At 70.2% G+C, this 21,467-nt stretch carries 17 protein-coding genes; 7 read left to right on the top strand and 10 right to left on the bottom strand.

Annotated elements, in window-relative coordinates; translation table 11 throughout:
* Window positions 1–102: 102 nt before the first annotated feature.
* A complete protein-coding gene (locus ACWC91_RS14735) occupies window positions 103–2,154 on the top strand; it encodes a glycoside hydrolase family 31 protein (RefSeq protein ID WP_450643040.1) in 2,052 nt (683 codons plus the stop codon).
* A 73-nt stretch (window positions 2,155–2,227) separates the two neighbouring features.
* On the opposite strand, the gene ACWC91_RS14730 is transcribed toward ACWC91_RS14735, so the two are convergent.
* Genes ACWC91_RS14730 through ACWC91_RS14705 form a run of 6 tightly spaced genes read right to left on the bottom strand, consistent with a single transcriptional unit; the run spans window position 2,228 to window position 10,910 of the window.
* Window positions 2,228–2,941 (bottom strand): glycoside hydrolase family 12 protein, encoded by a 714-nt coding sequence (locus ACWC91_RS14730; RefSeq protein ID WP_225079312.1) that lies wholly within the window; start codon window positions 2,939–2,941, stop codon window positions 2,228–2,230.
* A 42-nt stretch (window positions 2,942–2,983) separates the two neighbouring features.
* Entirely contained in the window at window positions 2,984–5,221 is a 2,238-nt protein-coding gene (locus ACWC91_RS14725) for a glycosyl hydrolase family 95 catalytic domain-containing protein (RefSeq protein WP_376501839.1), read from the bottom strand.
* The gene (locus ACWC91_RS14720) at window positions 5,218–7,176 is read right to left on the bottom strand and encodes a beta-galactosidase (protein ID WP_376501837.1); all 1,959 of its coding nucleotides are present in this window, start codon (window positions 7,174–7,176) and stop codon (window positions 5,218–5,220) included. The genes ACWC91_RS14725 and ACWC91_RS14720 overlap by 4 nt, the downstream gene beginning before the upstream one ends.
* A 44-nt stretch (window positions 7,177–7,220) precedes the next feature.
* Entirely contained in the window at window positions 7,221–8,156 is a 936-nt protein-coding gene (locus ACWC91_RS14715; RefSeq protein WP_225079315.1) for a carbohydrate ABC transporter permease, read from the bottom strand.
* The gene (locus ACWC91_RS14710) at window positions 8,153–9,187 is read right to left on the bottom strand and encodes an ABC transporter permease (protein WP_225079316.1); all 1,035 of its coding nucleotides are present in this window, start codon (window positions 9,185–9,187) and stop codon (window positions 8,153–8,155) included. The genes ACWC91_RS14715 and ACWC91_RS14710 overlap by 4 nt, the downstream gene beginning before the upstream one ends.
* 28 nt (window positions 9,188–9,215) lie before the next feature.
* A complete protein-coding gene (locus ACWC91_RS14705) occupies window positions 9,216–10,910 on the bottom strand; it encodes an extracellular solute-binding protein (RefSeq protein WP_450643043.1) in 1,695 nt (564 codons plus the stop codon).
* A gap of 427 nt (window positions 10,911–11,337) precedes the next feature.
* On the opposite strand from ACWC91_RS14705, the gene ACWC91_RS14700 reads away from it, so the two are divergent.
* A complete protein-coding gene (locus ACWC91_RS14700; RefSeq protein ID WP_450643045.1) occupies window positions 11,338–14,271 on the top strand; it encodes a glycoside hydrolase family 3 C-terminal domain-containing protein in 2,934 nt (977 codons plus the stop codon).
* Between the two features lie 13 nt (window positions 14,272–14,284).
* Here the strand turns inward: ACWC91_RS14700 and ACWC91_RS14695 are convergent, their stop codons facing one another.
* The 3 genes from ACWC91_RS14695 to ACWC91_RS14685 all read right to left on the bottom strand — a co-directional run bounded on the left by ACWC91_RS14695 (window position 14,285) and on the right by ACWC91_RS14685 (window position 16,197).
* A complete protein-coding gene (locus tag ACWC91_RS14695) occupies window positions 14,285–15,238 on the bottom strand; it encodes a BN159_2729 family protein (RefSeq protein ID WP_450643046.1) in 954 nt (317 codons plus the stop codon).
* A complete protein-coding gene (locus tag ACWC91_RS14690; RefSeq protein WP_225079320.1) occupies window positions 15,235–15,810 on the bottom strand; it encodes a sigma-70 family RNA polymerase sigma factor in 576 nt (191 codons plus the stop codon). The genes ACWC91_RS14695 and ACWC91_RS14690 overlap by 4 nt, the downstream gene beginning before the upstream one ends.
* 102 nt (window positions 15,811–15,912) lie before the next feature.
* On the bottom strand, window positions 15,913–16,197 hold the full coding sequence (locus ACWC91_RS14685) for a helix-turn-helix domain-containing protein (RefSeq protein WP_450643048.1): 285 nt from the start codon (window positions 16,195–16,197) through the stop codon (window positions 15,913–15,915).
* A gap of 220 nt (window positions 16,198–16,417) precedes the next feature.
* Here ACWC91_RS14685 and ACWC91_RS14680 point away from each other — a divergent pair, with 220 nt between their 5' ends.
* A complete protein-coding gene (locus ACWC91_RS14680; protein WP_225079322.1) occupies window positions 16,418–16,894 on the top strand; it encodes a helix-turn-helix domain-containing protein in 477 nt (158 codons plus the stop codon).
* A gap of 96 nt (window positions 16,895–16,990) precedes the next feature.
* The gene (locus tag ACWC91_RS14675; protein WP_225079323.1) at window positions 16,991–17,230 is read left to right on the top strand and encodes a hypothetical protein; all 240 of its coding nucleotides are present in this window, start codon (window positions 16,991–16,993) and stop codon (window positions 17,228–17,230) included.
* Between the two features lie 128 nt (window positions 17,231–17,358).
* On the opposite strand, the gene ACWC91_RS14670 is transcribed toward ACWC91_RS14675, so the two are convergent.
* The gene (locus ACWC91_RS14670; RefSeq protein ID WP_225079324.1) at window positions 17,359–17,682 is read right to left on the bottom strand and encodes a hypothetical protein; all 324 of its coding nucleotides are present in this window, start codon (window positions 17,680–17,682) and stop codon (window positions 17,359–17,361) included.
* 732 nt (window positions 17,683–18,414) lie between these two features.
* Here ACWC91_RS14670 and ACWC91_RS14665 point away from each other — a divergent pair.
* From ACWC91_RS14665 to ACWC91_RS14655, 3 genes are read left to right on the top strand one after another with little or no spacing between them, the layout of a single operon-like run.
* On the top strand, window positions 18,415–18,627 hold the full coding sequence (locus tag ACWC91_RS14665; RefSeq protein WP_172632824.1) for a hypothetical protein: 213 nt from the start codon (window positions 18,415–18,417) through the stop codon (window positions 18,625–18,627).
* Complete coding sequence (locus tag ACWC91_RS14660; RefSeq protein ID WP_450643050.1) at window positions 18,567–20,693, top strand: hypothetical protein; 2,127 nt, start codon at window positions 18,567–18,569, stop codon at window positions 20,691–20,693. Before ACWC91_RS14665 ends, ACWC91_RS14660 begins: the two co-directional genes overlap by 61 nt.
* 33 nt (window positions 20,694–20,726) lie before the next feature.
* On the top strand, window positions 20,727–21,416 hold the full coding sequence (locus tag ACWC91_RS14655) for a hypothetical protein (RefSeq protein WP_225079325.1): 690 nt from the start codon (window positions 20,727–20,729) through the stop codon (window positions 21,414–21,416).
* The last annotated feature ends 51 nt before the right edge of the window (window positions 21,417–21,467 follow it).

The following is a 21,467-nucleotide window of genomic DNA, read 5'->3' as shown; positions in this document are numbered from 1 at the left end:
AACCGGTCCGCTCCGTCCCGGGCCCGGCCCGCTCGGGGCGGCCCCATGCCTTCTCACGCCTTCTCGCAGGACTCCCCGTCCGCACTCCTTCAAGGAGCACTCGTGAACCAGCATGCCGAGACCCAGCCCCCGCACGGCCCGGTCAGCCTCGCCCAGTCGTCCCCCACGGTCGGCATGTTCCGCGACCGGGACGGCGTGCTGGAGTGGAGCGGCCGCCAGGAGACCGTACGCATCGAGCCGTGGGGGCCGGACGCTGTCCGGGTGCGCGCCCGGCTCGGGGGCCCGGTCCTGGACGACCTGCCCGGCGCGCTCCTCGCCCACGCTCCGGCCACCGAGAGCACCGTGAAGATCGAGGACGGCCGGGGGCGCCTGACCGTCGGCGCCCTCACGGTCGACGTCGACGCCGCGGGCCTGATCCGCTTCCTGCGCACGGACGACCTCACGGAACTGCTGGCGGAGGAGCGCGCCCACTTCTGGTGGCCAGGCCCCCGCCTCTACACCGCCGTCGGCAACGGCCACCACCGCCTGGAGCAGCGCTTCTCCGCCTACGACGACGAGAGGCTGTACGGCCTCGGCCAGCACCAGCACGGCCGGCTGGACCAGAAGGGCCTGGTCGTCGACCTGGTCCAGCGCAACGCCGAGGTGGCCATCCCCGTGCTCACCTCCAGCCGCGGCTACACCCTGCTGTGGAACAACCCGGCCATCGGCCGCGTGGAGCTGGCCGGGAACGGCACCCGCTGGGTGGCGGACTCCGCCCGCCAGATCGACTACTGGATCACCGCGGGCTCCCCGGCCGACGCCCAGCGCCGCTACAGCGCGGTGACCGGCCGTACGCCCATGCTGCCCGAGTGGGCGGCCGGCTTCTGGCAGTGCAAGCTGCGCTACCGCACCCAGGACGAACTCCTCGAAGTGGCCCGGGAGTACAAACGGCGGAACCTGCCCATCGACGCGATCGTCTGCGACTTCTTCCACTGGACCCACCTGGGCGAGTGGAAGTTCGACCCCGAGGAGTGGCCGGACCCGGCGGCGATGGTGCGGGAGCTGGCGGACCTCGGCATCAAGCTGGTGGTGTCCGTCTGGCCGTCGGTGTCCCCGCTGAGCGAGAACCACCCGGTGATGGAGCAGCGCGGCTACTTCATCGGCACGCAGTACGGTCCGATGGCGCACGCCGACTGGCCGGACAAGCAGGTCGCCTCGACCGTCCAGGTGGCCTTCTACGACGCCACCAACCCCGAGGCGCGCGCGTTCGTGTGGTCCAGGATCAAGGAGAACTACCTGGACCCGTACGGCATCACGGCGTTCTGGCTGGACGCCTGCGAGCCGGAGCTGAAGCCGGGCTTCGCCGAGAACCTGCGCTACTGGGCGGGCCCCGGCCTGGAGGTCGGCAACCTCTACCCGGCGGAGAACTCCCGCGCCTTCGAGGAGGGCCTGCGCGCCGCCGGCGTGGACGAGGTGATCACCCTCAACCGCTCGGCGTGGGCGGGCAGTCAGCGGCACGGCGCCGCCCTGTGGTCCGGTGACATCGGCACCGACTTCGCGACCCTGCGCCGCCAGATCGCGGCCGGCCTGAACACCGCGCTGTCCGGGATCCCCTGGTGGAACACCGACATCGGCGGCTTCCACGGCGGCGACCCCGACGACCCCGCCTACCAGGAGCTGCTGGTGCGCTGGTTCCAGTTCGGCGCGCTGTCCCCGCTGATGCGGCTGCACGGCTTCCGTGACCCGGGGATGCCACTGGGCCCGGAGATGACCGGCGGCCCCAACGAGGTGTGGTCGTACGGCGAGCGGACGTACCCCGTCCTGGAGAAGTACCTGCGGCTGCGCGAGCGCCTGAAGCCGTACGTTCTGGAGGTCATGCGGGAGGCCCACGAGGAGGGGCTGCCGGTGATGCGGCCGCTGTTCCTGGAGTTCCCCGCGGACCAGACGGCGTGGACGGCGGACGACTCCTACCTCCTCGGCCGGGATCTGCTGGTCGCCCCGGTGCTGACGGCCGGGGCCACGGCCCGCACCGCGTACCTCCCGGCGGGCGCGCGGTGGACCGACGCGTGGACCGGCCGGGAGTACGCGGGCGGTACGGCCGTGACGGTCGACGCTCCCCTGGACCGGATCCCGCTGTTCCTGCGGGACGAAGCCGAGCTGCCGGTCGCCGGGTAGCGCGGCCCGGACGCGGACGTGCGGCCGGTCCCTCCCCTATGCGGGACCGGCCGCACACTCATGGGCCCCCTGGTCAGCTGCTGCTGACCGTGAGGCTGTTGGTGGTGAAGTCCAGCCCACCGGACGACGACGTGATCTCGTAGCCGAACTGCACGTCCCCGATGGTCACGTTGCCGAACCAGCCCTTGGTGTCCTTGATCCATTTCAGGATGGGCAGGATGTCCACCGTGCCGGAGCTGGAGTTGGAGCTGCGGATGAACGAGAAGACGTCGTTCGAGCCGTTGTTGCCCTTGTAGACGCTCCAGGTCGAGCCGCCGAGGGTGACGCTGCCCTGGGAGCTGCCCAGCGGGCCGACGGCGCCGGTCTTGTTGACCCAGAGCATGACCTCGTACTTGTAGCCGGTGTCCCAGATGTCGTACGAGGTGTTGTACGCGCCGGAGGACGGGACGGTGACGTTGTAGGCGCTGGTGAGCGAGGCGAGCGAGGTGATCGGCTTGCTGACCACCTTCTTGGCGTTCGGGTAGGACTTGATGCCGCCCGTGTTGGGGTGGTTCGCCCACACGCCCCAGTTGGTGCCGGAGTTGGCCCAGATGCACTGGCTGCCGGTGCCGGAGCCCCAGATGTTGTTGTACAGCGTGTAGCCGTTCAGCGTGGTGTTGCCCCACTGGTCGCAGGAGTTCCAGACGGCGGCCTGGGCGGGGGCGGAGGCGAGGCCGACGGTGGCGCCGAGGGCGAGGGCGGGCGCGAGCAGCGCCGTCGAGAGCCTGCTCCGGATGCGTGTTGCCATGGTGGTGTCCCTTCCATGGGTGGGGGGAGTTGCGGGGGGGGGTCACCACGTCCTCAGGTCGAGGGCGCGGGCCTCTCCGGCGACCAGGTCGAGCGGTCGTGCGCCGGAGGGAGTCCTCAGGTCGATGCGGAGGGTGCGGGTGGGGCGCAGCAGCGCCGTGGCCGCGTCGGGGCTCCAGGCCAGGTCGACTTCGGCCCCGAACCGGGTGCGGATCCCGCGCAGTTCGCCCTCCGGGTACGCCGGCGGGAGCGCGGGCAGCAGGACCAGCCGGTCCGGGGTGGACCGCACCAGCGTCTCGATCAGCACGGCGGGCAGGGCGTGGGCGGCGTCGGCGTTGTAGACGTTCCGGTCCGGGTAGTGGGCGCTCATCAGGGAGGCGTGGAAGTAGTCGCCCTCCAGCACGTACCGGAGGGCGCGGGCGACGCGGTCGCCGTCGCCGAGGCGGGCCGCGATCAGGGCGTGGTGGAGGTGGCCGTGGGCCGAGTCGTTCTCCGCGCCGCGCAGCGCGAGCGCGCGGTGGGCGGCGGCGGCCAGGTCCGGGGTGTCGTGGAGGTCGATCTCGTCCAGCGGCCAGACGGCGTAGAGGTGGCTGAGGTGGCGGTGGTCGTAGGCGTCCGCCAGGCCGGGCCACGCCCATTCGGCGAGGGCGCCGTCGGCGTTGGTCCGGTGCGGTGGGAGGCGGTCGGCGAGGGCCTGCCAGCGATCGGCGTCGGGGGTGCCGGGGTGGTAGGCGGCGGCCGTCCGCAGGGCGTGCCGGGCGGCGGAGAGGTCCATGGCCGCGTTGAGCGTGCCCCAGCTCGCGTTGGCGGGGCGGTTCTCGGGCGAGTAGGAGGGGACGACCACGAGGTGCCCGTGTTCGTCGGTGCGGGTGAGGAAGTCCTCGTAGAACCGGGCGGTTTCGGCGAGCGCGGCGGCGGTGCGGGGGTCCTGGGCGCCGCGTGTCTCGTCGAGGTCGACGAGCGGCTTGAGCAGCCAGTCGGCGCCGGCGGTCCACAGGTGCAGCGGGTACTCACGGCTGAAGTGGTACGCGTGGCCGGACTCGCCGTCGGTGTGCGCGGGCGCGACGGCCCCTCGGGTGCCGAAGATCGCGCGGGCGTTGTCCCGCCAGTCGGGGAGTTGTGCCTCGACGAGCCGGGCCAGGGCCTCGCCGACCTCGGGGAGGCCCGCAGCGGCGGCGGAGGCGGTCTGGAGGTTGAGGTTGGCGTCCGTGGTGAACGCGCCGGACCAGGCCGTGTCCCAGTCGCCGGTCCACAGTCCGGTGAGCCGGGGCGGGAGCAGGCCGCTGGAGGAGAGCAGATGGTAGCGGCCCGCCGCGAACAGCCGCTCCGCCAGGGCCGCGCTCCCCGGCCGCTTCAGCAACTCGGAGCCCGGCAGGGCGCGTTCGGCGGGTTCGCCGCGCAGGTCGAGGGTGACTCGATGGTAGGCGGTGCGGTGCGCGGGCAGATGACGGTCGAGGAGGTCGTCGTACGTCCGCCCGGTCACCAGGTCGAGCAGGGCCGCCGCTTCCTCGGTCACGGCCGGCTCACCGGTGTGCCGGCGCACCCGGGTGAGCAGCAGCACCGAGTCCGCGCCGGTGACGCGCACTCCGGGCGGGGCGAGCGCCGTGGTGCCACCGGTGACGGCGATCAGCAGCACGCCGGTGTAGGCGCGGTCGCTGCCGGGGTAGCGGGCGTGCAGGCTCAGTACGGCCCCCTCGGCGGTGAGCAGCGCCCCGTGGCCGACGCCGAGGCCGGGCGGCGCGCCGGGCAGCCGGTGGTCCAGTCGGACGTCGAGCGTGGGACCGGGCACGGTGACGTGCTGGACGATCACGTCGTCGGCGCGGGAGACGAAGACGCGGCTGATCCGGTCCCCGCACACCGCCGTCACCTCGCCGCTGGTGAAGTCGACCGAGCGGCGGACGGAGGTCCCCCCGGTTCGGGCGGAGCCGAGAACCTGGGGGGCGTGCCGGACGCGGGGCGGGCGGCTCAGCCGGATCCGGAAGGCCGGGTGGAAGGGCTGCACCCACTGCAACGGCCGGCCGTCGGTGAAGGACTCGGCGGCGGTGCGGTCACCGGCGAGCAGCCGGTCCTGGAGAGCGGGCAGTTCATCGGCGAGGAGCGGGGGCCCGGCGTGCTCGCCGCCGTTGGGGCGGACGAGGGTGTGATGGGTGACGATCACGCGGTCGTCGTCCGGATCGCCGAACACCAGGGCGCCGTGGTGGCCGTTGCCGCTGAGGAAGGCATCCTCCCAGCGGGCGGCCGGGAGAGGTTCCCAGGTTCCGTGGTGGAGTCCGCCGGTCACGGTTTCAGCACCGCCGCTCCGTACCGTCCGAGCGTCGTGCGACCGGTCACGGCCGCCCCGGTGAGCAGGTCGTGGTGGGTGCCCGGCACGTCGACGGTCACCGGCTCACGCCCGTGGTTGAGCAGGAACAGCAGCTCTCCGCGCCGGACGGCCTCGACCCCGGCGGGCAGCCCGTCCAGCACCGGGCGGACGCCCGCACCGGCGGCGACGCGGGTGAGCAGGGCGCGCAGCGCCTCGGGCTCCGGGAGGGTGGAGACGTACCAGGCGCGGCCCCGGCGCAGCACGGCGGGCAGCCCGTCGAGCTCGCCGCCCTGGTACGGGACCGTCTCGTCGGCGGTGCCGTCGGCCTCGATCTCCTCCGACCACAGCGTCCCGCGCAGTCCGCCCGCGCACGCGACGCTCTCCCCCGCGTCCAGCGGCCACCACTCGTGCAGCGTGCGGATGCCGAACAGTTCGCGCAGCCGCGGATCCATGCCGCCGGGGCGAATGCGGTCGTCCTCGTCGGCGACCCCGGTGAGGAAACCGCACACGAGGGTGCCGCCGCCGGCGACGTACGCCAGGAGGTTGTCGATCGCGGCGTCGGTGAGCAGGTAGAGCTGGGGGACGACGACGAGCCGGTGGGCGGTGAGGTCGTGCTCGGGGTGGGCGAAGTCGGTGGCGAGGCGGGCTTCCCACAGGGCGCGGTGCCAGGCGCGCAGCACCTCGGGGTACTCGACGTGCGCTGACGGGCGGCCGTCCTGGTCGCAGGCCCACCACGAGTGCCAGTCGTGGAGGATCGCGATGTCGCGGGTGCCGTGGGTGCCGGACACCTCGGCACCGATCCGCCGCAGTTCGGCGCCGATCCGCTTGACCTCCTGGAACGTACGGCCCTGCTCGCCGGCGTGGCCGACCATCGCGGAGTGGAACTTCTCCGCGCCCTGCCGGGACTGACGCCACTGGAAGTAGCAGACGGCGTCGGCTCCGTGGGCCACCGCCTGAAGGGACCACAGGCGGTTGAGCCCGGGCGGCTTGGGATGGTTGACGGTACGCCAGTTGACCGGTCCGGCCGCCTGTTCCATGAGCGTCCAGGGGCCGCGGGCCTGGGAGCGGGTGAGGTCCTGGACGAGCGCTCCGAACTGGGCGCCGAGGGGGTCGCGCGGGTCGGGGTAGAGGTCGACGGAGACGACGTCCTCCTCGGCGGCCCAGCGCCAGCCGTCCTGACCGGACCACAGCGGCATGAAGTTGGTGGTGACCGGAAGGTGCGGGGTGTGCCGGCGGACGATGTCGCGTTCGGCGCGGTAGCACTCCAGGAGCATGTCGGAGGTGAAGCGGCGGAAGTCCAGGACCTGGGCGGGGTTCTTCAGGTAGTGGGCGCGGCGCGGGGGCAGGATGCCGTCCCAGCTGTCGTAGCCCTGGCTCCAGAACGCCGTTCCCCAGGCGGTGTTGAGGGCGTCGAGCGTGCCGTACTTCGTGCGCAGCCAGCGGCGGAAGGCGGCGGCGGCCTCGTCGCCGTGGTCGTGGGTGCAGTACTCGTTGTTGATGTGCCACATCGTGAGGGCGGGGTGGCCGGCGTAGCGGGCGGCCAGGTCCTCGGTGATGGCGGCGGCGTAGCGGCGGTAGGTGGCGCTGGAGTGCGAGAAGTGCTGCCGGCCGCCCCACCACTCGGTGCGGCCGTCCTCGTCGCGGGGCAGGGTGTCGGGGTGCAGGCGGCCCATCCAGGGCGGGGGCGAGGAGGTGGGGGTGGCGAGGACGACTCCGACGCCGTTCGCCTCCATGAGGTCCATCACCGTGTCGAGCCAGCCGAACTCCCTTGCGCCGGGGTGCGGTTCGAGCTTCGACCAGGAGAACACGCCGAGGGTGACGGAGTTGACCCCGGCGTCCTTCATCAGCCGGACGTCCTCGTGCCAGGTCTCCTCGGGCCACTGCTCGGGGTTGTAGTCGCCGCCGAAGAGAATCCGGCCGTTGGTCGTCTGCATGACAGTGTCCTCACCTTGGGAGATGGGCCCCGCGCGGATGCCGCCTATCCCTTGACGGCCCCCGTGAGCATCCCCTTCCTGAAGTGCTTCTGGACGAACGGCGACAGCACGGCCACCGGCAGCAGTGCCATCACCATGACCGCCATCTGCACGGCCAGCCCGGACAGTTGACCGGTCTTGATGGACTGGGCGAGGCCCACCGGGGCCTGCTGCTTCTGGACGAGCTGGATCATGACGTTCTGGAGCGGCAGCATGCTCTGGTCGTTGAGGTACAGGGACGCGTTGAACCACGCGCTCCAGTAGCCGACCGCGTAGAACAGCGTGATCACGGCGAGCACCGCGCGGGACAGCGGCATCACGATCCGCCACAGGATGCGCAGGTCGCCGGCGCCGTCGATGCGGGCGCTGTCGACGAGTTCCGGCGAGATGTTCATGAAGAAGCCGCGCAGCACGAGGATGTTGAACACGCTCACCGCGCTGGGCAGGATCAGCGCGAGGTAGGTGTCGGTCAGGCCGAGGGTCTGCACCAGCAGGTAGGTCGGGATGAGACCGGCGCTGAAGAACATCGTCGCCAGCAGCGTCATCAGGATCCAGCGGTGGCCCAGCGAGCCGGTGCGGGACAGGCCGTAGGCGCACAGCACGGACACGGTCATCGAGAACAGCGTGCCGACCAGGGTGACCAGGATGCTGACGACCGCGGCGCGGGTGACCTGGCCGCCGCCGAGCAGTTCCCGGTAGGCGACGAAGGTGACGCCCTTGGGCACCATGACCAGACCGCCGGCCTCGTCGATGGTCTTGCGCGAGGAGAGGCTGGTGACGACGACGATCCACAGCGGGAAGAGGATCGCCAGGCAGGCCAGGGTCAGGACCAGTCCCTTGCCCGCGAGACCGGCCCCGGTGGGCCTCTCCTCCCACACCGGCCGGGCCGGGGCGGCCCACCGGCGGCGTTCGCGTACGGGCTTGCCGATCACGGCGGTCACTTCCGGTACACCCCCTGCTCGCCCATGAGATGGGCCACCTTGTTCGCGGCGAGGACCAGTCCGAGGCTGACCACGCCCTTGATCAGGCCGGCGGCGGCCGCGTAGCCGAAGTCCTGGTTGCGCACGCCGTTCCACCACACGAAGGTGTCCAGGACCTCCGCGGCGCCGGGGCCGACGGCGTCGCGTTGCAGCAGGATCTGTTCGAAGCCGACGGTGAGGGCGTCGCCGACGCGCAGCACGAGCAGCAGCGCGATCACCGGGCGCAGCGCGGGCAGCGTGACGTGCCAGATGCGGCGCCACCGTCCGGCGCCGTCCATCGCCGCTGCCTCGTACAGGTCCGGGCTCACCGAGGCGAGCGCGGCGAGGAAGACGATGATCCCCCAGCCGGCGTCCTTCCACACGCTCTGCGCGGTGATGAGGAACTTGAAGGTGCTGGGGTCGGTCATGATGTCGAGGCCGTCGTAGCCGTGCTGCCGCAGCAGTTGGGAGAGCAGTCCGGCGCCGCCGAGCAGTTGCTGGAAGACGGCGACGACCAGCACCCAGGAGAAGAAGTGCGGCAGGTACAGCACGGCCTGCGCGACCGCCCGCACCCGGGGTCTGACCACGCTGTTGATGAGCAGCGCGAGCAGGATCGGGATGGGGAAGTACAGCACGAGCTGGAGGAAGAACAGCACCAGGGTGTTCCGGACCGCGTTCCAGAAGGCCGAGTCCGCGAAGATCGCCTGGAAGTTCTCCAGGCCCACCCAGGGGCTGTGCAGGATGGAGACGACGCCGTTGTCGCTGATGTAGGGGTCGTAGTCCTGGAAGGCGACGACGTTGCCGAGGATCGGTATGTAGTTGAACAGCAGGACGAGGACGACGGCCGGGAGCGTCATCAGGAGCACCACGCGGTCGCGTCTGAACCTGACGCGCAGGCTCAGCCTCCCCGGGTGCGGATCGTCCCGGGTTCCGGTGGCGCCGCCGGACGCCCCCGCTGTCCTCGCCGTCGGGTCGGCCTCGGTCCCGCTCCGAGGCACCGTGCTGTGGGACACGGCCGGTCTCCTTGCCTCAGCGCCCGGGTCACCCCGCCGCCGAACCGTTCTCGTCGAGGATCTTCCTGTACCAGTCGCGCAGCCCGTCGCCGCCCTTGCTCTTCCAGTCGGAGACGGCCTGCTGCATGTCGGCGATCTTCTTGTGGCCGCGGACGATGTCGTCCTCCAGCTGTTCGAAGTCGTTGGACAGGTTGGTCCAGCGGGAGGGTTCGGTGATCTGCATGCCGTAGAAGGCGGACTTCCTGGTGAAGGCGCCCATGCGCTGCTGCCACTCGACCTGGGCCCTGGTGATGTCGGGGAGGTCGGGGTGGGCCAGGGTCGGGGCGGGGCTCGCGACCATGACGTAGGCGTTCATGACCTCGTTGTTGCCCTTGTCGTTCTTGACGGGCACCCCGTCCTTCAGGGTGTAGTGCGTGCCCTCGACGCCATAGTTGGTGAGCATGTACTCCTTGGTGCCGTACGGGGCGGCGGTGACGTTGGCGACGGCCAGCACGTCACGGACGACCGACTCGGAGGCCTTCTTGCTGACGAAGGCGAAGATGTTGGCGGGCTGGGTGGCCCACAGGGTGGGGTGGCCGCCGTCGTGGCCGAAGACGTCCATGCCCGAAACCTTGAAGTCCGGGTTCTGGGTGGCCTGTTCGGCGGCCCGGCCGTACCACTGCGAGATGTCGTTGTTGTAGATCAGGAACTCGCCGGCGGCGAACTTGGGGCCCGGGTCGGTGGAGGCGCTCTTGCCCAGCTCGAAGTCGGGGTGGACGTATCCGGCGGCGAACAGCTTGCGGGTCCACTCCAGCGCCTCCAGGTACTCCTGGGTCTCGACGCGGTTGACCAGCTTGCCGTCGACGAGGTCCCAGCCGAGGGGCTTCTCGCCGCCGGAGAGCACACCGAAGGCGTTGAACGCCGTCCACTTCATGTCGCCGCAGGCCCACCGCTTGGCCCGGGCGTTGGTGATCTCCTTCGCGAGCGCCAGGAACTCGTCCGCCGAGCGGGGGACTTCGTACCCCTCCTTGTCGAAGAGGTCCCGGCGGTAGAGGGGCACGATGTTCGTGACGTAGGAGGCGGGCATCGGCAGGCCGCGGAGCCTGCCGCCGAAGATGGAGCGCTGCCAGGCGTCCGACGGGATCGCCGCGAGGTTCGGGTACTCCTTGACCTCGTCCCCGGACAGGTAGGGGCCGAGGTCGGCGAACTTGCTGGTGATGGCGCTGGGTATCTTGCCGCCCATGTTCCAGCCGGGGACCACCACGACGTCCGGGATGCTGCTGGAGGCGAGGACCGCTCCGAGCTTCTGGTCGTAGGTGTTGCCGTCCTGGTTCTGCCAGACGACGTCGACGCCGATGAGGTCGTTCATCGCCCGGTAGTACGCGTTGTCCTGCTTGGGCGGGGAGCCCCAGAAGGGCGACATGACGCTGACCTTGCCGCCCTTGCCGAGCTTCTTCGGCACGGAGGTCTTCAGGCCGGCGAGGTCGAGCGGGCGGGTGAAGCCGACGGCGGAGCCGTTCTTGGCGGGGATGTCGGGCGAGACGACGTTGTTCGCGACGTAGGTCGGCAGCAGCTTCCTGGCGCCCTTGCCCGACGTGGTGCCGCCGCGCGAACCGCCGTCGCCACCACCGCAGGCGGTGAGCAGCGACATCCCTCCCGCCACCGCTACGGCGGCGACCGCCGTGGAGGCGAGGAAGTTTCTCCGGCTGGCGCCGGTGGAGGCGGAGGCGGCGTTCGGCGTCATTGCGTCAACCCTTCGTGGCGCACCAGGACACCCGGCGGTGGGGCCGTCGGCTGCGGTGTCTCGATGTATCGATCTGTCGATGCTCGATGTCTCGAGTGGAACTGGCTGAGCTGAAGCGGTCCTCGGAGGAATGTCCGTACTGGGGTGTCCGCCGTGTCCGCACGAGGAGCGACCGTACGGGGAGGCCGAACTGAGTCGAAGCGCTTCGATGTTGCTGCGAGGTTAAGTGAACACCTGAGGGCGCACAAGGGTCGGATCCAAGATTGCCCCGAGGCGGGGCCTACGGGACTGGTCTCATACGCCCCTTGAGCTGCGGGCCGGGAACCGGACTTGTTGTCCCGGACCGTCTTGACACCCGCCCCCGAGTCGCCTGAGCATCGAAGCGCTTCGAAAGAGGCTTGCCGTTCCAGCGCTAGGGGACCCCCACGTGACCGTACGAACGCCTCACACGCCTCCGTTCCGCGATCCGCGGCTGCCGTTCGCGAAGCGCGTCGACGATCTGCTGGCGCGGCTGACCCTCGACGAGAAGATCTCCTTCCTGCACCAGTTCGCGCCCGCCGTTCCGCGGCTGGGCGTCGCCGCGTTCCGCACCGGTCAGGAGGCGCTGCACGGGGTGGCGTGGATGGGCCCGGCGACGGTCTTCCCGCAGGCCGTCGGGCTCGGCGCCACCTGGAACGACGACCTGGTGCGCCGGATCGGCGAGGCGGTGTCCCGCGAGGTCCGGGCGATGCGCGCCCGCGACGACCGCGTCGGCCTCAACGTCTGGGCCCCGGTGGTGAATCCGCTGCGCCACCCGCTGTGGGGCCGCAACGAGGAGGGCTACTCGGAGGATCCGAAGCTTACGTCGGCGATCGCCGTCGCCTACACGCGCGGCCTGCGCGGCGGCCATCCGACGTACTGGCGCACGGCACCGGTCCTCAAGCACTGGCTGGCGCACAACAACGAGACCCGCCGGGACACCACGTCCTCCTCGGTGCGCCCGCGCGTCCTGCACGAGTACGACCTGCGGGCCTTCCGGGAGGCGGTGACGGCCGGCGCGGTGGCCGGTGTGATGCCCGCCTACAACCTGGTCAACGGCCGCCCCAACCACGTCTCGCCGTACCTGCGCGAGCACCTGCGCACCTGGACCGACGAGGACCTGCTGGTCTGCTCGGACGCGGGCGCGCCCTCCAACCTGGTCGACTCCGAGCACTACTTCGCCACGCACGAGGAGGCCACCGCCGCCGCGCTGCTCGCCGGCGTGGACAGCCTCACCGACCACGGCACGGATCCGGCGAAGACCGTGGCGCGGGTGCGGGGCGCCCTGGAGCGGGGCCTGCTGACCGAGGCCGACGTCGACACGGCCGTGCGCCGGCAGCTCTCGGTGCGCTTCCGGCTCGGCGAGTTCGACCCGCGGGACGATCCGCACGCCGGCACCGGGGAGTTCGACACGCCCGAACACCGGGCGCTCGCGCTGGAGGCCGCCGAGCAGGCGGTCGTGCTGCTGAGCAACGACGGCCTGCTGCCCCTGGCCGCCGGCACCCGCGTCGCCGTGGTCGGCCCGCTCGCCGACGAGTGCAAGCTCGACTGGTACAGCGGGACGCTGCTGCGCCGGTCCACACCGCTGGAGGGTCTGTACGAGCGGTTGGGTGCCGAGCGCGTCGAGTTCGCGGAGGGGGTGGACCAGGTGCGGCTGCGCACGGCCGACGGCCGCTTCCTGCACGTGCCGCCCGGGAAGGCCGAGGGTCCGGCGCGCGGCGCGGAGGGGGCCCTGGACCCGGCCCTGCTCGCCGGCCGCACCGACCTGCCGCCGCTCACCACCGACGCCACCGGCACCGTACTGTCCCTGATGGACTGGGGCGAGGGCGTCCTGACCCTGCGCGCACCGGACGGCCACTACCTCTCGGTGGCCGACGACGGCTGTGTGCGCGCCTCGGCCGACCAGCCCGGCGGCTGGGTGGTGCAGGAGACGTTCCGCCTCGAACCGCACGGCGGCGGGCACCTCCTGCGGCACATCGGGACCGGTCGCCACGTCCGTGTCACCGCCGACGGCGTGAGGATCGCCGAGGAGAACGGGCCGGACGGCGCGGAGGCCGCGGAGGTCTTCGAGCTGGTCGTGTCCGAGCGCGGGGAGGAGGCGGTGGCGCGCGCGGCCCGGTCGGCCGACGTGGTGCTGGTGGTGGCGGGCAACGACCCGCACATCAACGGCCGCGAGACGCAGGACCGTACGACCCTGCGGCTGCCGGAGCACCAGGAGCGGCTGCTGCGCGCGGCCCGCACCGCGAACCGGAACACGGCGCTGGTGCTGGTCTCGGCGTACCCGTACGCGGTCGACCCCGCTCCCCTGCGGGCGGTGCTGTGGACCGCCCACGGCGGCCAGGCGGCGGGCACCGCCCTGGCCCGGGTGCTGGCCGGTGACTCCTCCCCCGCCGGCCGGCTCCCGCAGACCTGGTACGCGGACGACTCCGACCTGCCGGACCTGTTCGACTACGACGTGATCGGCAGCCGCCAGACGTACCTGTACTTCGAGGGCACCCCGCTGTTCCCCTTCGGACACGGGCTGTCGTACGCGTCGTTCGGATACGGCGACCTGGCGGTCCGGGTCGAGCAGGACACGGTGCGCGTGTCCTTCACGGTCACCAACCACGGAGGCGTCACCGCGGACGAGGTCGCCCAGCTCTACACCTGCGCCGCGGACCCGTCGGTCCCGCGCCCGCGCCGGGAACTGGCCGCCCACCGCCGCATCACCCTCGCGCCCGGCGAAAGGGCGGACCTGACCTTCGAAGTCCCCCTCTCCGAAATGGAGTTCTGGGACGTGTCACAGGGGCGCCGGCGTCTGGAACCAGGCCCGTACGACCTCCTCGTCGGCGCCTCCAGCGAGGACGTCCGCCTCCGCACCACCCTCACCCTCGACGGCGAGCCCGGCACGCCGCGCCCGGTCCTGGAACACGGCCTGGACGCCGCCGGCTTCGACGAGCAGTCGGGCATCGAGATCGTCGACCGGACGAGGACGACGGGCGACGCGGTGACACCCGCTCCCGGCAGGCCGGGCGAACTCCTCTACCGCGAATGCGACTTCGGTACGGGCGTGACACGGGTGAGCGTCGAGGTGGCGGGCGAGGGCACCGTCGAACTCTCCCTGGACGGCGGCCCGGTAATCGCGTCCGTCGTCCTGGACACCCCCACGTCGGACGCGTACGACTACACCACCCTCACCGCCCCGGCCACCGCCGCCGGCGTACACGATCTGCGCCTCGGGCTGCGCGGCCCCCTGCGCCTCGCGCGGATCGGCTTCACGAGTGCGGATCGGCTTCACGAGTTGAGAACGACCCGTCCCGGCCCGTCCCGGCCAGGTGAGTCCCCTGGACGCGGCTCACCGTGATCGGGGTCGGTGTTCACCGGATGTCTTCGGCGTCCGGGGACGAGGCTGCGGCGGTCTGCGTCTCAACGGCGGAGAGGGGGCCGTTGGCCGTGACGATCGAGGTGAGCGGGTAAGGAGGGCCGCTGGTGCCGCAGAGGGTCAGCAGCGGCATGCCGTCCTCCCGGCGTTGGCCGAGGCAGCTCCACACCTGGCCGTGCCGGTCGACCTGGCCGCGGGCGAGGTCGTAGACGCGGCCTCCCAGAAAGAACGGCTCGCCGGCGGCCTCCACGGCTTTGTCGAGGAGGTGCGGCACTTGGTACGCGGTGAGGTGAACGTCGACGGCGTCGATCTGTCCGGCGGCGGTCTGGGCCCATCCGGCGCGGTGGGTGGGAGCGTCGAGCGCCGCGCCGATGGCGGTCAGCCAGTACTCCCAGTGGTCGAGCGAGAGGGCGTGGATGTGGATGACGACGCGCTCGTGGTCCCAGGTGATGTGCGTGGTCTCGAGCCGGCCTTCGTTCTCGGCCCGCAGCTTGGCGGCCACGGCGGCGGTACGGGCCTGCGCCGGCGTCCAGTCGGCCGCGCCCTGCTCCTCGGTGCCCGTGGTCCGAGCGGCGGCGGGCCTGATCGCGGGGATCTGCTCGGCGACGGGCACGACGGCCGGCTGCGGCACACTTGCCGAGGTGTCGGACGCCGGCGGCGCGTCAAGGCCGGTGCCGGGCGGGGAGATCGCGCCACGGAGTGCCGGGGCGGGCGGCTTCGGGCCGGCGACGGGTTCGGGGACGTCGGCGGCCGGCTGGTCCGTCCCGGGCAGGCCGCGCTGCGCTTCGTCCTGGTCCTGAAGCCGTTTGAGGGCCTCGGCGCCGCCCGTTTCCACCAGGCGTCCCTGCGCCTGGAGGCCGGCGATGAACCTGCGGGCCAACTGCGCCAGCTGCTCGGTCAGTTCGCGCTCGATCTCGACGTCGCCACGGCTGTCGGGAGTGGTCGTCATGATCCCGCCTCCACGTAGGCCCTGCGGAGGGAGTCGAGCGCGCGCCACTGCAGGGTCTTGACGGCGGCGTCGGTGGTTCCCATGGTGCGGGCCGTCTCGCTGACGGACAGCTCGCGAAGGAACCGGAGCCGGATGACGGCCTGTTGACGTGGTGTGATCCCGGACAGGGCATGGTGCAGGTCGGCAGCGGCAAGGGTGGACAGGACCGTGTCCTCGGCGGTGCTCACCGGGGTCACCCAGGCGTCCCACACGTGGGTGATCTGGTCCACGAAGGTCAGACGCCGTGTCGCGGCGACCTTGAAGTGGTCGGCGACCACATTGCGGGCGATCGTGCACAGCCAGGCACGGATCGATGTGCCGGTCCACCGGAAGGTGCCGATCTTGGCCCACGCCTTCATGAAGACATCGGCGGTGAGGTCCTCGGCGAGCGTCGGGTTCGATCTGACGCGCAGGCCGATGAACGCGGCGACGACGCCGTGGTACATCCGGTACAGCTCGCCGAACGCCTCGGGATCGCCTTGCTGGGCACGGGTGATGAGGGCCGGTTCCCTCGTTGTGAGGCCGCCGGACACGGCCTGGGCATGAGAAATCAAAGCCTGCTTCCGATCGTGAGTGGAGGAACGGTGTCGGGCTGGGTGACGAGGAGAGACCGCCCCCGCGGGCTCCGTGGGCCGTCAGCCGGACCCGCGCCGGCGTCCGACTGGAGCGGGCGCCGGCCACCGGCGTGAAACGGCGGTGCGCCGCGTGGTCAGCGGGTCGTCGTACACGAGAGTGTCGAGCCCGACCCCGTAGGCGTCGCGCAGCGTCCAGAGCGTGGCCAGGCTCGGTTCTTTCGTCCCGGCCGCGAGCCGGTGGAGCGTCGACCTGCTGATACCGGTGCGCTGCGCCACGTCGGCAACACTTTCGTCACCAAGCTCCTTGGCCTTCACCAGGAGCTTGGCCATATGGAGGCGGAGCATGGTCAGAAGACCCCCTAAGGGACTTGCATCCGTGCGGCTAACCCACACGCACGGACGTATGGAAGTTGCCAGGCTGATGTGACGCAAGGCTATTTTTATTCGCACATAAGTACTAGATCGACGAGTTGGCCTGGAGGAATGCCGATCTAGGCCCTTGACCTGCAAAGGTGCACGCATGCAACTAGCGTGAAACTACATGCATGCGCGCTACCCTCCGGACATGCGGACTACGGAAGATCTCCATCAGGGGACCCGGACCGGGCGACAGGCTCAAACACGGCGTGTCGGCGCCTACCTCTCCGCGGCCGCGACCGCGGCCGGGTACGACATCCGCCGGCGCAGGGGCGGCCGAGCGCAACTGGCGGCCCTGACCGGACTGAGCCTGACCACCATCAGCCGGACGCTGGACGGCAGAACCCTGCCGCTCCCCTCACAACTGGCGAAGTGGGCAACGGTCCTCAACCTCGACCACCGGGCGGTGCTGGTGGACAGCGGCCTCATTCCTGAACAACGAGGTCCCCGGACCGCAAGCCGGGAGGCGGCGCAGGCGGCACTGTCCCCGAACGAGGCCATGAACGCGTGGGGGATCTCCGATCCCATCATTCGCAAGACACTCAACGCGAGTATCGTCCACGCGATCAGACTCCAAGAAGAGCTCGACGCGGCCGACGGCTGGGAGGCCGTCGCACTGGGCTGAACCGGATACCCTCCCTCCTGCCGCGCCAGCATCAGCGGGTCGGAAATGGTGCGCTGGCGAGAGGGGTAGCAGGTGCTCGTCGTACGAGGAACTTCAATGACCGCTGTCATCCGCGGCAGCACTGGTGAGACGGTGATTCTGCTCCCCGGTGACGCGCGTCAGGAAGTTTCCGAGGCAACATTGACCGATCTGATCAAGGTCGCTGCCGCCGTTCTCAGTGCGGCCGAACTTCAGACCATCAGCAGGGTTATCCCCAGGTTGACAACAAGTCAGATGGATTCCTGCGTTTCAGTCGATGGAATGGCGCTGACGGTCTACAGGCTGACCGTCGAATGAGCACCGGGCACGAATAGGAGAATCCCTCCACCGCCGAGTTCCGGGATCACACCCGCTTCAGCAAAAGGCGAGCCGCCCGCCGTCGGAAGGTTCGACGGCGGGCGGCTCGGCCTTTCACAGGAGCGGGACTAGCGGCGCCAGTAGGGCAGGCAGTCCCATCGGTTCGACTGGTAGCGCCAGTCCCGGTCGCAGTCCCGGTCCCACCTGGAGTGGCGGTCGCAGTACCGGTACCGGTAGTTGTCATGACGCCAGTAGTCACGGTCTCGCCACAGGTCGGAGCCGTGGCGGTACCCGTAGGGGCTGTAGTGGTCGCCTCGGTCGAACGAGCGGGACGCCAACGTCGCGGAGGCTGGGGCATGGAACGGAGCCGCGATCGCCTCTGCGGAGGCGGGCACCACGACGGCGCCGGCAGTCAGAAGCGCGACCGCCACCGATCTCGCAATGGTCTTCACTTACTCTCCTTTCGAACAGCAGGAATTCGTTGTTTCCCTGCCGCTGCATGCGACGTTACATCGAATTCCCGGGCCCACCGCTGAAGCCGGTGTGCGGTCGGACGCGAGGGGGCAGTCGGCCGGGATTAGAGAAGCAGCAGCTCAGCTGCCTTGCCGGGCATGCGTGAAGCTGCACTGTCCCGCCTTTCCGAAACACCCGTCCAGACGAATTATTGGGCGTGGCGAGATTAGCCGTCCGACCAGTTCGCCGGACTGAATCAATGACTTCCGCAGGGGAATTTCCGCCCTTGAACGACCCGTATTTCCAGGAGTGGAAATACGGAGCAGAATCCCCGCCACCTGTTGGTTCGCCGCCCATGGAGCGCGACAACCGCCATTGATCCGCCCCGGCTTTTGCGGAGTTCACCCACCCCTCGGAGCCCGCGTACAGGCCGGCACACAGTCGCCGGGGTGCCGGCGCCCCCCGTTCCAGTGGGGACCCGGAAGTGAACGATCGTGCGCTTTTGAACGCATGTCGCATATAGGAGGTTTGCACTCCCGCTTCCGCTTCCGCTACTGTCCGGAGCCTCCGGACAAACCGTTCGGAGTCTCTGGACGGCGCGGTCGGTGTGTGCCTGCTGGTTCCCCAGCGGTTCCGCCGCCTCAGGCTCCACAGCGGGGTTTCCGCATGACCCGGCTGCCGGATTTCTGCCGCCAGATCCCCTCAACAACCCTTCAATGAAAGGTGTCCCCATGAACATGGACCAGCTCGAGGCCGAGACCGCGGAACTGCTGCCCGGCCGGGAGGCGCTGGGGAAGTTCTCGTTCAACTTCACCAAGATGACCAGCATCACCAAGAAGGCCGCGCACGTGGACGCTCACAACGAGTCGGCCGCGCTGAACCAGTGCTCGCCCTGGGCCGTCGCCCAGTCCGAGGCGCAGCAGGCCATCAGCATTCAGCAGTAACACCCGCGGGCGGTGTGCAGGGCCAGGTCGACGGACTTGGCCCTGCACCCGCTCCACGCCCGGTATCGCATACGGCACGCCTGTTGTCCAGTGCTGTGACCATTCGTCAGAACATCAGACGCGCCTTGGAGAAGAGAATGACGGCGTCCGAAGAACACAGCGGCTTCAGAACGCTGGATGTTCAGGTTCCGCATCCCTGGGACGGTTTCCCACAGGAGGCGGCCGTCAACGGCATGCCGGACTCATTCACCCACTCGATGCACACCAAGGCCGCCGGCCCCTTCATGCCGTGGAGCGCCGCGCCCGTTCCCCGGCTGAGCCACGGCTTGCAGACCCTCGGGGAATACCAGGGATCCGGCTTCACCGAGCGCAAGTACATTGTCCGCCGAGGTGACGGTCAGGTAATCCAGCTGTCGCGCCTGCTGTACCTCGTCGTGAGCTCCATCGACGGCGTACGCGACGCCGAAGCGATTTCCCATCGGGTGAGCGGGCGCTACGGGGCTGAAGTCACCACGGAGAACGTCGTCCACCTGGTGGAGCGAAAGCTCACTCCCCTCGGTATCACGGTCCCCTTCGGAGACCTGCCGGAGGAGCCCTCGGCCCCTCGCTCGGACCTGCTCCTCGCCCTCCGCGGCCACAAAGTGATCTTCCATGAGGCGCAAGTGGCCCGCATCGCCGCCGCGCTCTCCTGGCTGCACCGGCCACTCGTCGTGGCGTTGACGCTCGCAGGCACCGCGGCCATGGACATCTGGCTCTTCGGTGTTCACGGAGCCATCACGCCCGTGCTGCAAGTGCTCGAACAGCCGCTGTGGATGCTCATCCTCTTCGCGCTGACGGTCGCCTCCCTCGTCTTTCACGAGTTCGGGCACGCGTCGGCCTGCCGGTACAGCGGGGGCGTACCCGGAAAGATCGGATGCGGCATCTTCCTGATCTGGCCATCCATGTACACGGACGTCACCGACGTGTACCGGATCGGGAAGACCGGCCGCCTGCGTACCGGACTGGGGGGCGTGTATTTCAACGTCATCTTCATGCTGGCCCTCACCGCGGGCTACCTTCTCACGGGCCAGTCCTTCTTCCTTGCCGCGGTCTACCTCACGCACTTCGAGATCCTCGAACAACTGGTGCCGGCGGTGCGGCTCGACGGCTACTACATCCTCGGCGATCTGGCCGGTGTTCCCGACCTGTACGGCAAGGTCAAGCCCATCCTGTTGAGCATGCTGCCCGGACGGAGACGCGCCGTCGCGGGTGCGGCCGACCTCAAGCGCTCCGCCCGGATCATCGTGACGGTGTGGGTCCTGACCATGGTTCCCCTGCTCCTGGCAGAAGCCGCGTACGCCCTGTGGAACCTTCCACGCCTCCTGGCCACCGCACTGCGCAGTCTTTCGGCCCAATGCCTCGGCACGTACTCGGCTTTCACGGCAGGGCAGTTGGCTGCCGGGCTGGTCGGAGTCATCGGCACGCTCATGCTGCTCTGCCCGATGGCAGGAGGCGCCTATCTCGCAGGCCGGCTGGCGGCCCGTCTGTACCGCGCCGCCATGAGAGCGACGGAGGGAAAGCCGGGCATGCGTCTCGTGCTGGCAGCCGCGGTCGTCGCCGGCTGCGCCGTTCTCGGAACCGCCTGGGTGCAGGGACTCGCGCCCAAGCCACTTCCCGAATCAGCCCCGGTCACTCCCGTCCTGCAACCCGGTGTGCCCACCGCTCGAGCCCCGCGCCCCACCCCCACGGGCTCCCAGGCGGGCCACCCTGCCGGCACCACGCCGGAGAAGCGCATCACCCGACGCAGCAGCACCTCGTCGCCCCGGACCGTTCCATCCCACTCCGCGGCGGCCCCGCCCGCCCCCTCGGCAACCGCCCCGGCGCCTCGCTCCGGCACACCGGCCGCAACCACGGCGGAGGCCGGCCCCACCCCGAGCACACCGGCGGGCAGCACCCCCACCACGCCGTCCCCACACCCTTCCGAGAGCCGGACGACCTCCGCATCCCCCTCTCCCCCTCCCTCCGAGTCCGTCACCGCATCCCCCTCACCCTCCGCGACGGCCCCATCCGGCCCCAGCCCTTTCTGACCCCGCACACCACCTCATCCGCAGGAGAGAACGATGAACCACCGCAAGCCTCGTCCCAAGACCTCCTCCAAAACAGCGATCGGCCTCAGCATCGCCGCGACCGCCGGACTCGCCGTGACGGCCAGTACCACCTCGGCGGGTGCCAGCCCCGGCGGTTCCCGCTTCTCCCAGAGCGTCGCCATCGCGGTCGACATGGCGCAGAGCCATGCCAACAGGGCCCACAGGAACCAGTTCGACGAATCCTTCAAGATCCACGAATACGGCTCGTCCGTCGCCGTCACGGCGAACAACCGGGCTACGGCGGTGTCGACGGGCTGCTCCATCGACGCCCCCTGCCGTTCGATCGCCCTCTCCTACCAGATCGTCACCACGGCCGGCCGAAACGCGCGTCTCATCAACGCCTCCAACATCAGCAGGGGCGTCAACGATCACTGCCCGGCGTGCGAGACGTTCTCCGGGGCATACCAGTTCATCGTGGCCACGCCACGGGGATTCAGCCTCAGCCGCGAAGGCCGCGGCGAGCTCGACTCGATCAACCACCAGGTCGAGGCCCTCAAGTCGTCTCGTCTGCCGATCTCCCAGGTCACGCAGCAGGCGGACGAGCTGGCCCGCAGGGTGAAAACGGTCCTCGACCGTGAGGCGGCCCGCGCGCCACGGGGCAGCGGCAGCGACTCGTCGGCCGACTTCGCACCGACCGTGACCATGCACCGCTACGTCCGGTAGGTCCCGCAATACGCTCAGGGCTGTGGACTCCCACCGCAGCCCTGAGTGCTG

The sequence above is a fragment of the Streptomyces sp. NPDC001204 genome, assembly GCF_053598035.1.
This window is presented reverse-complemented; position numbering and strand designations above follow the sequence as displayed.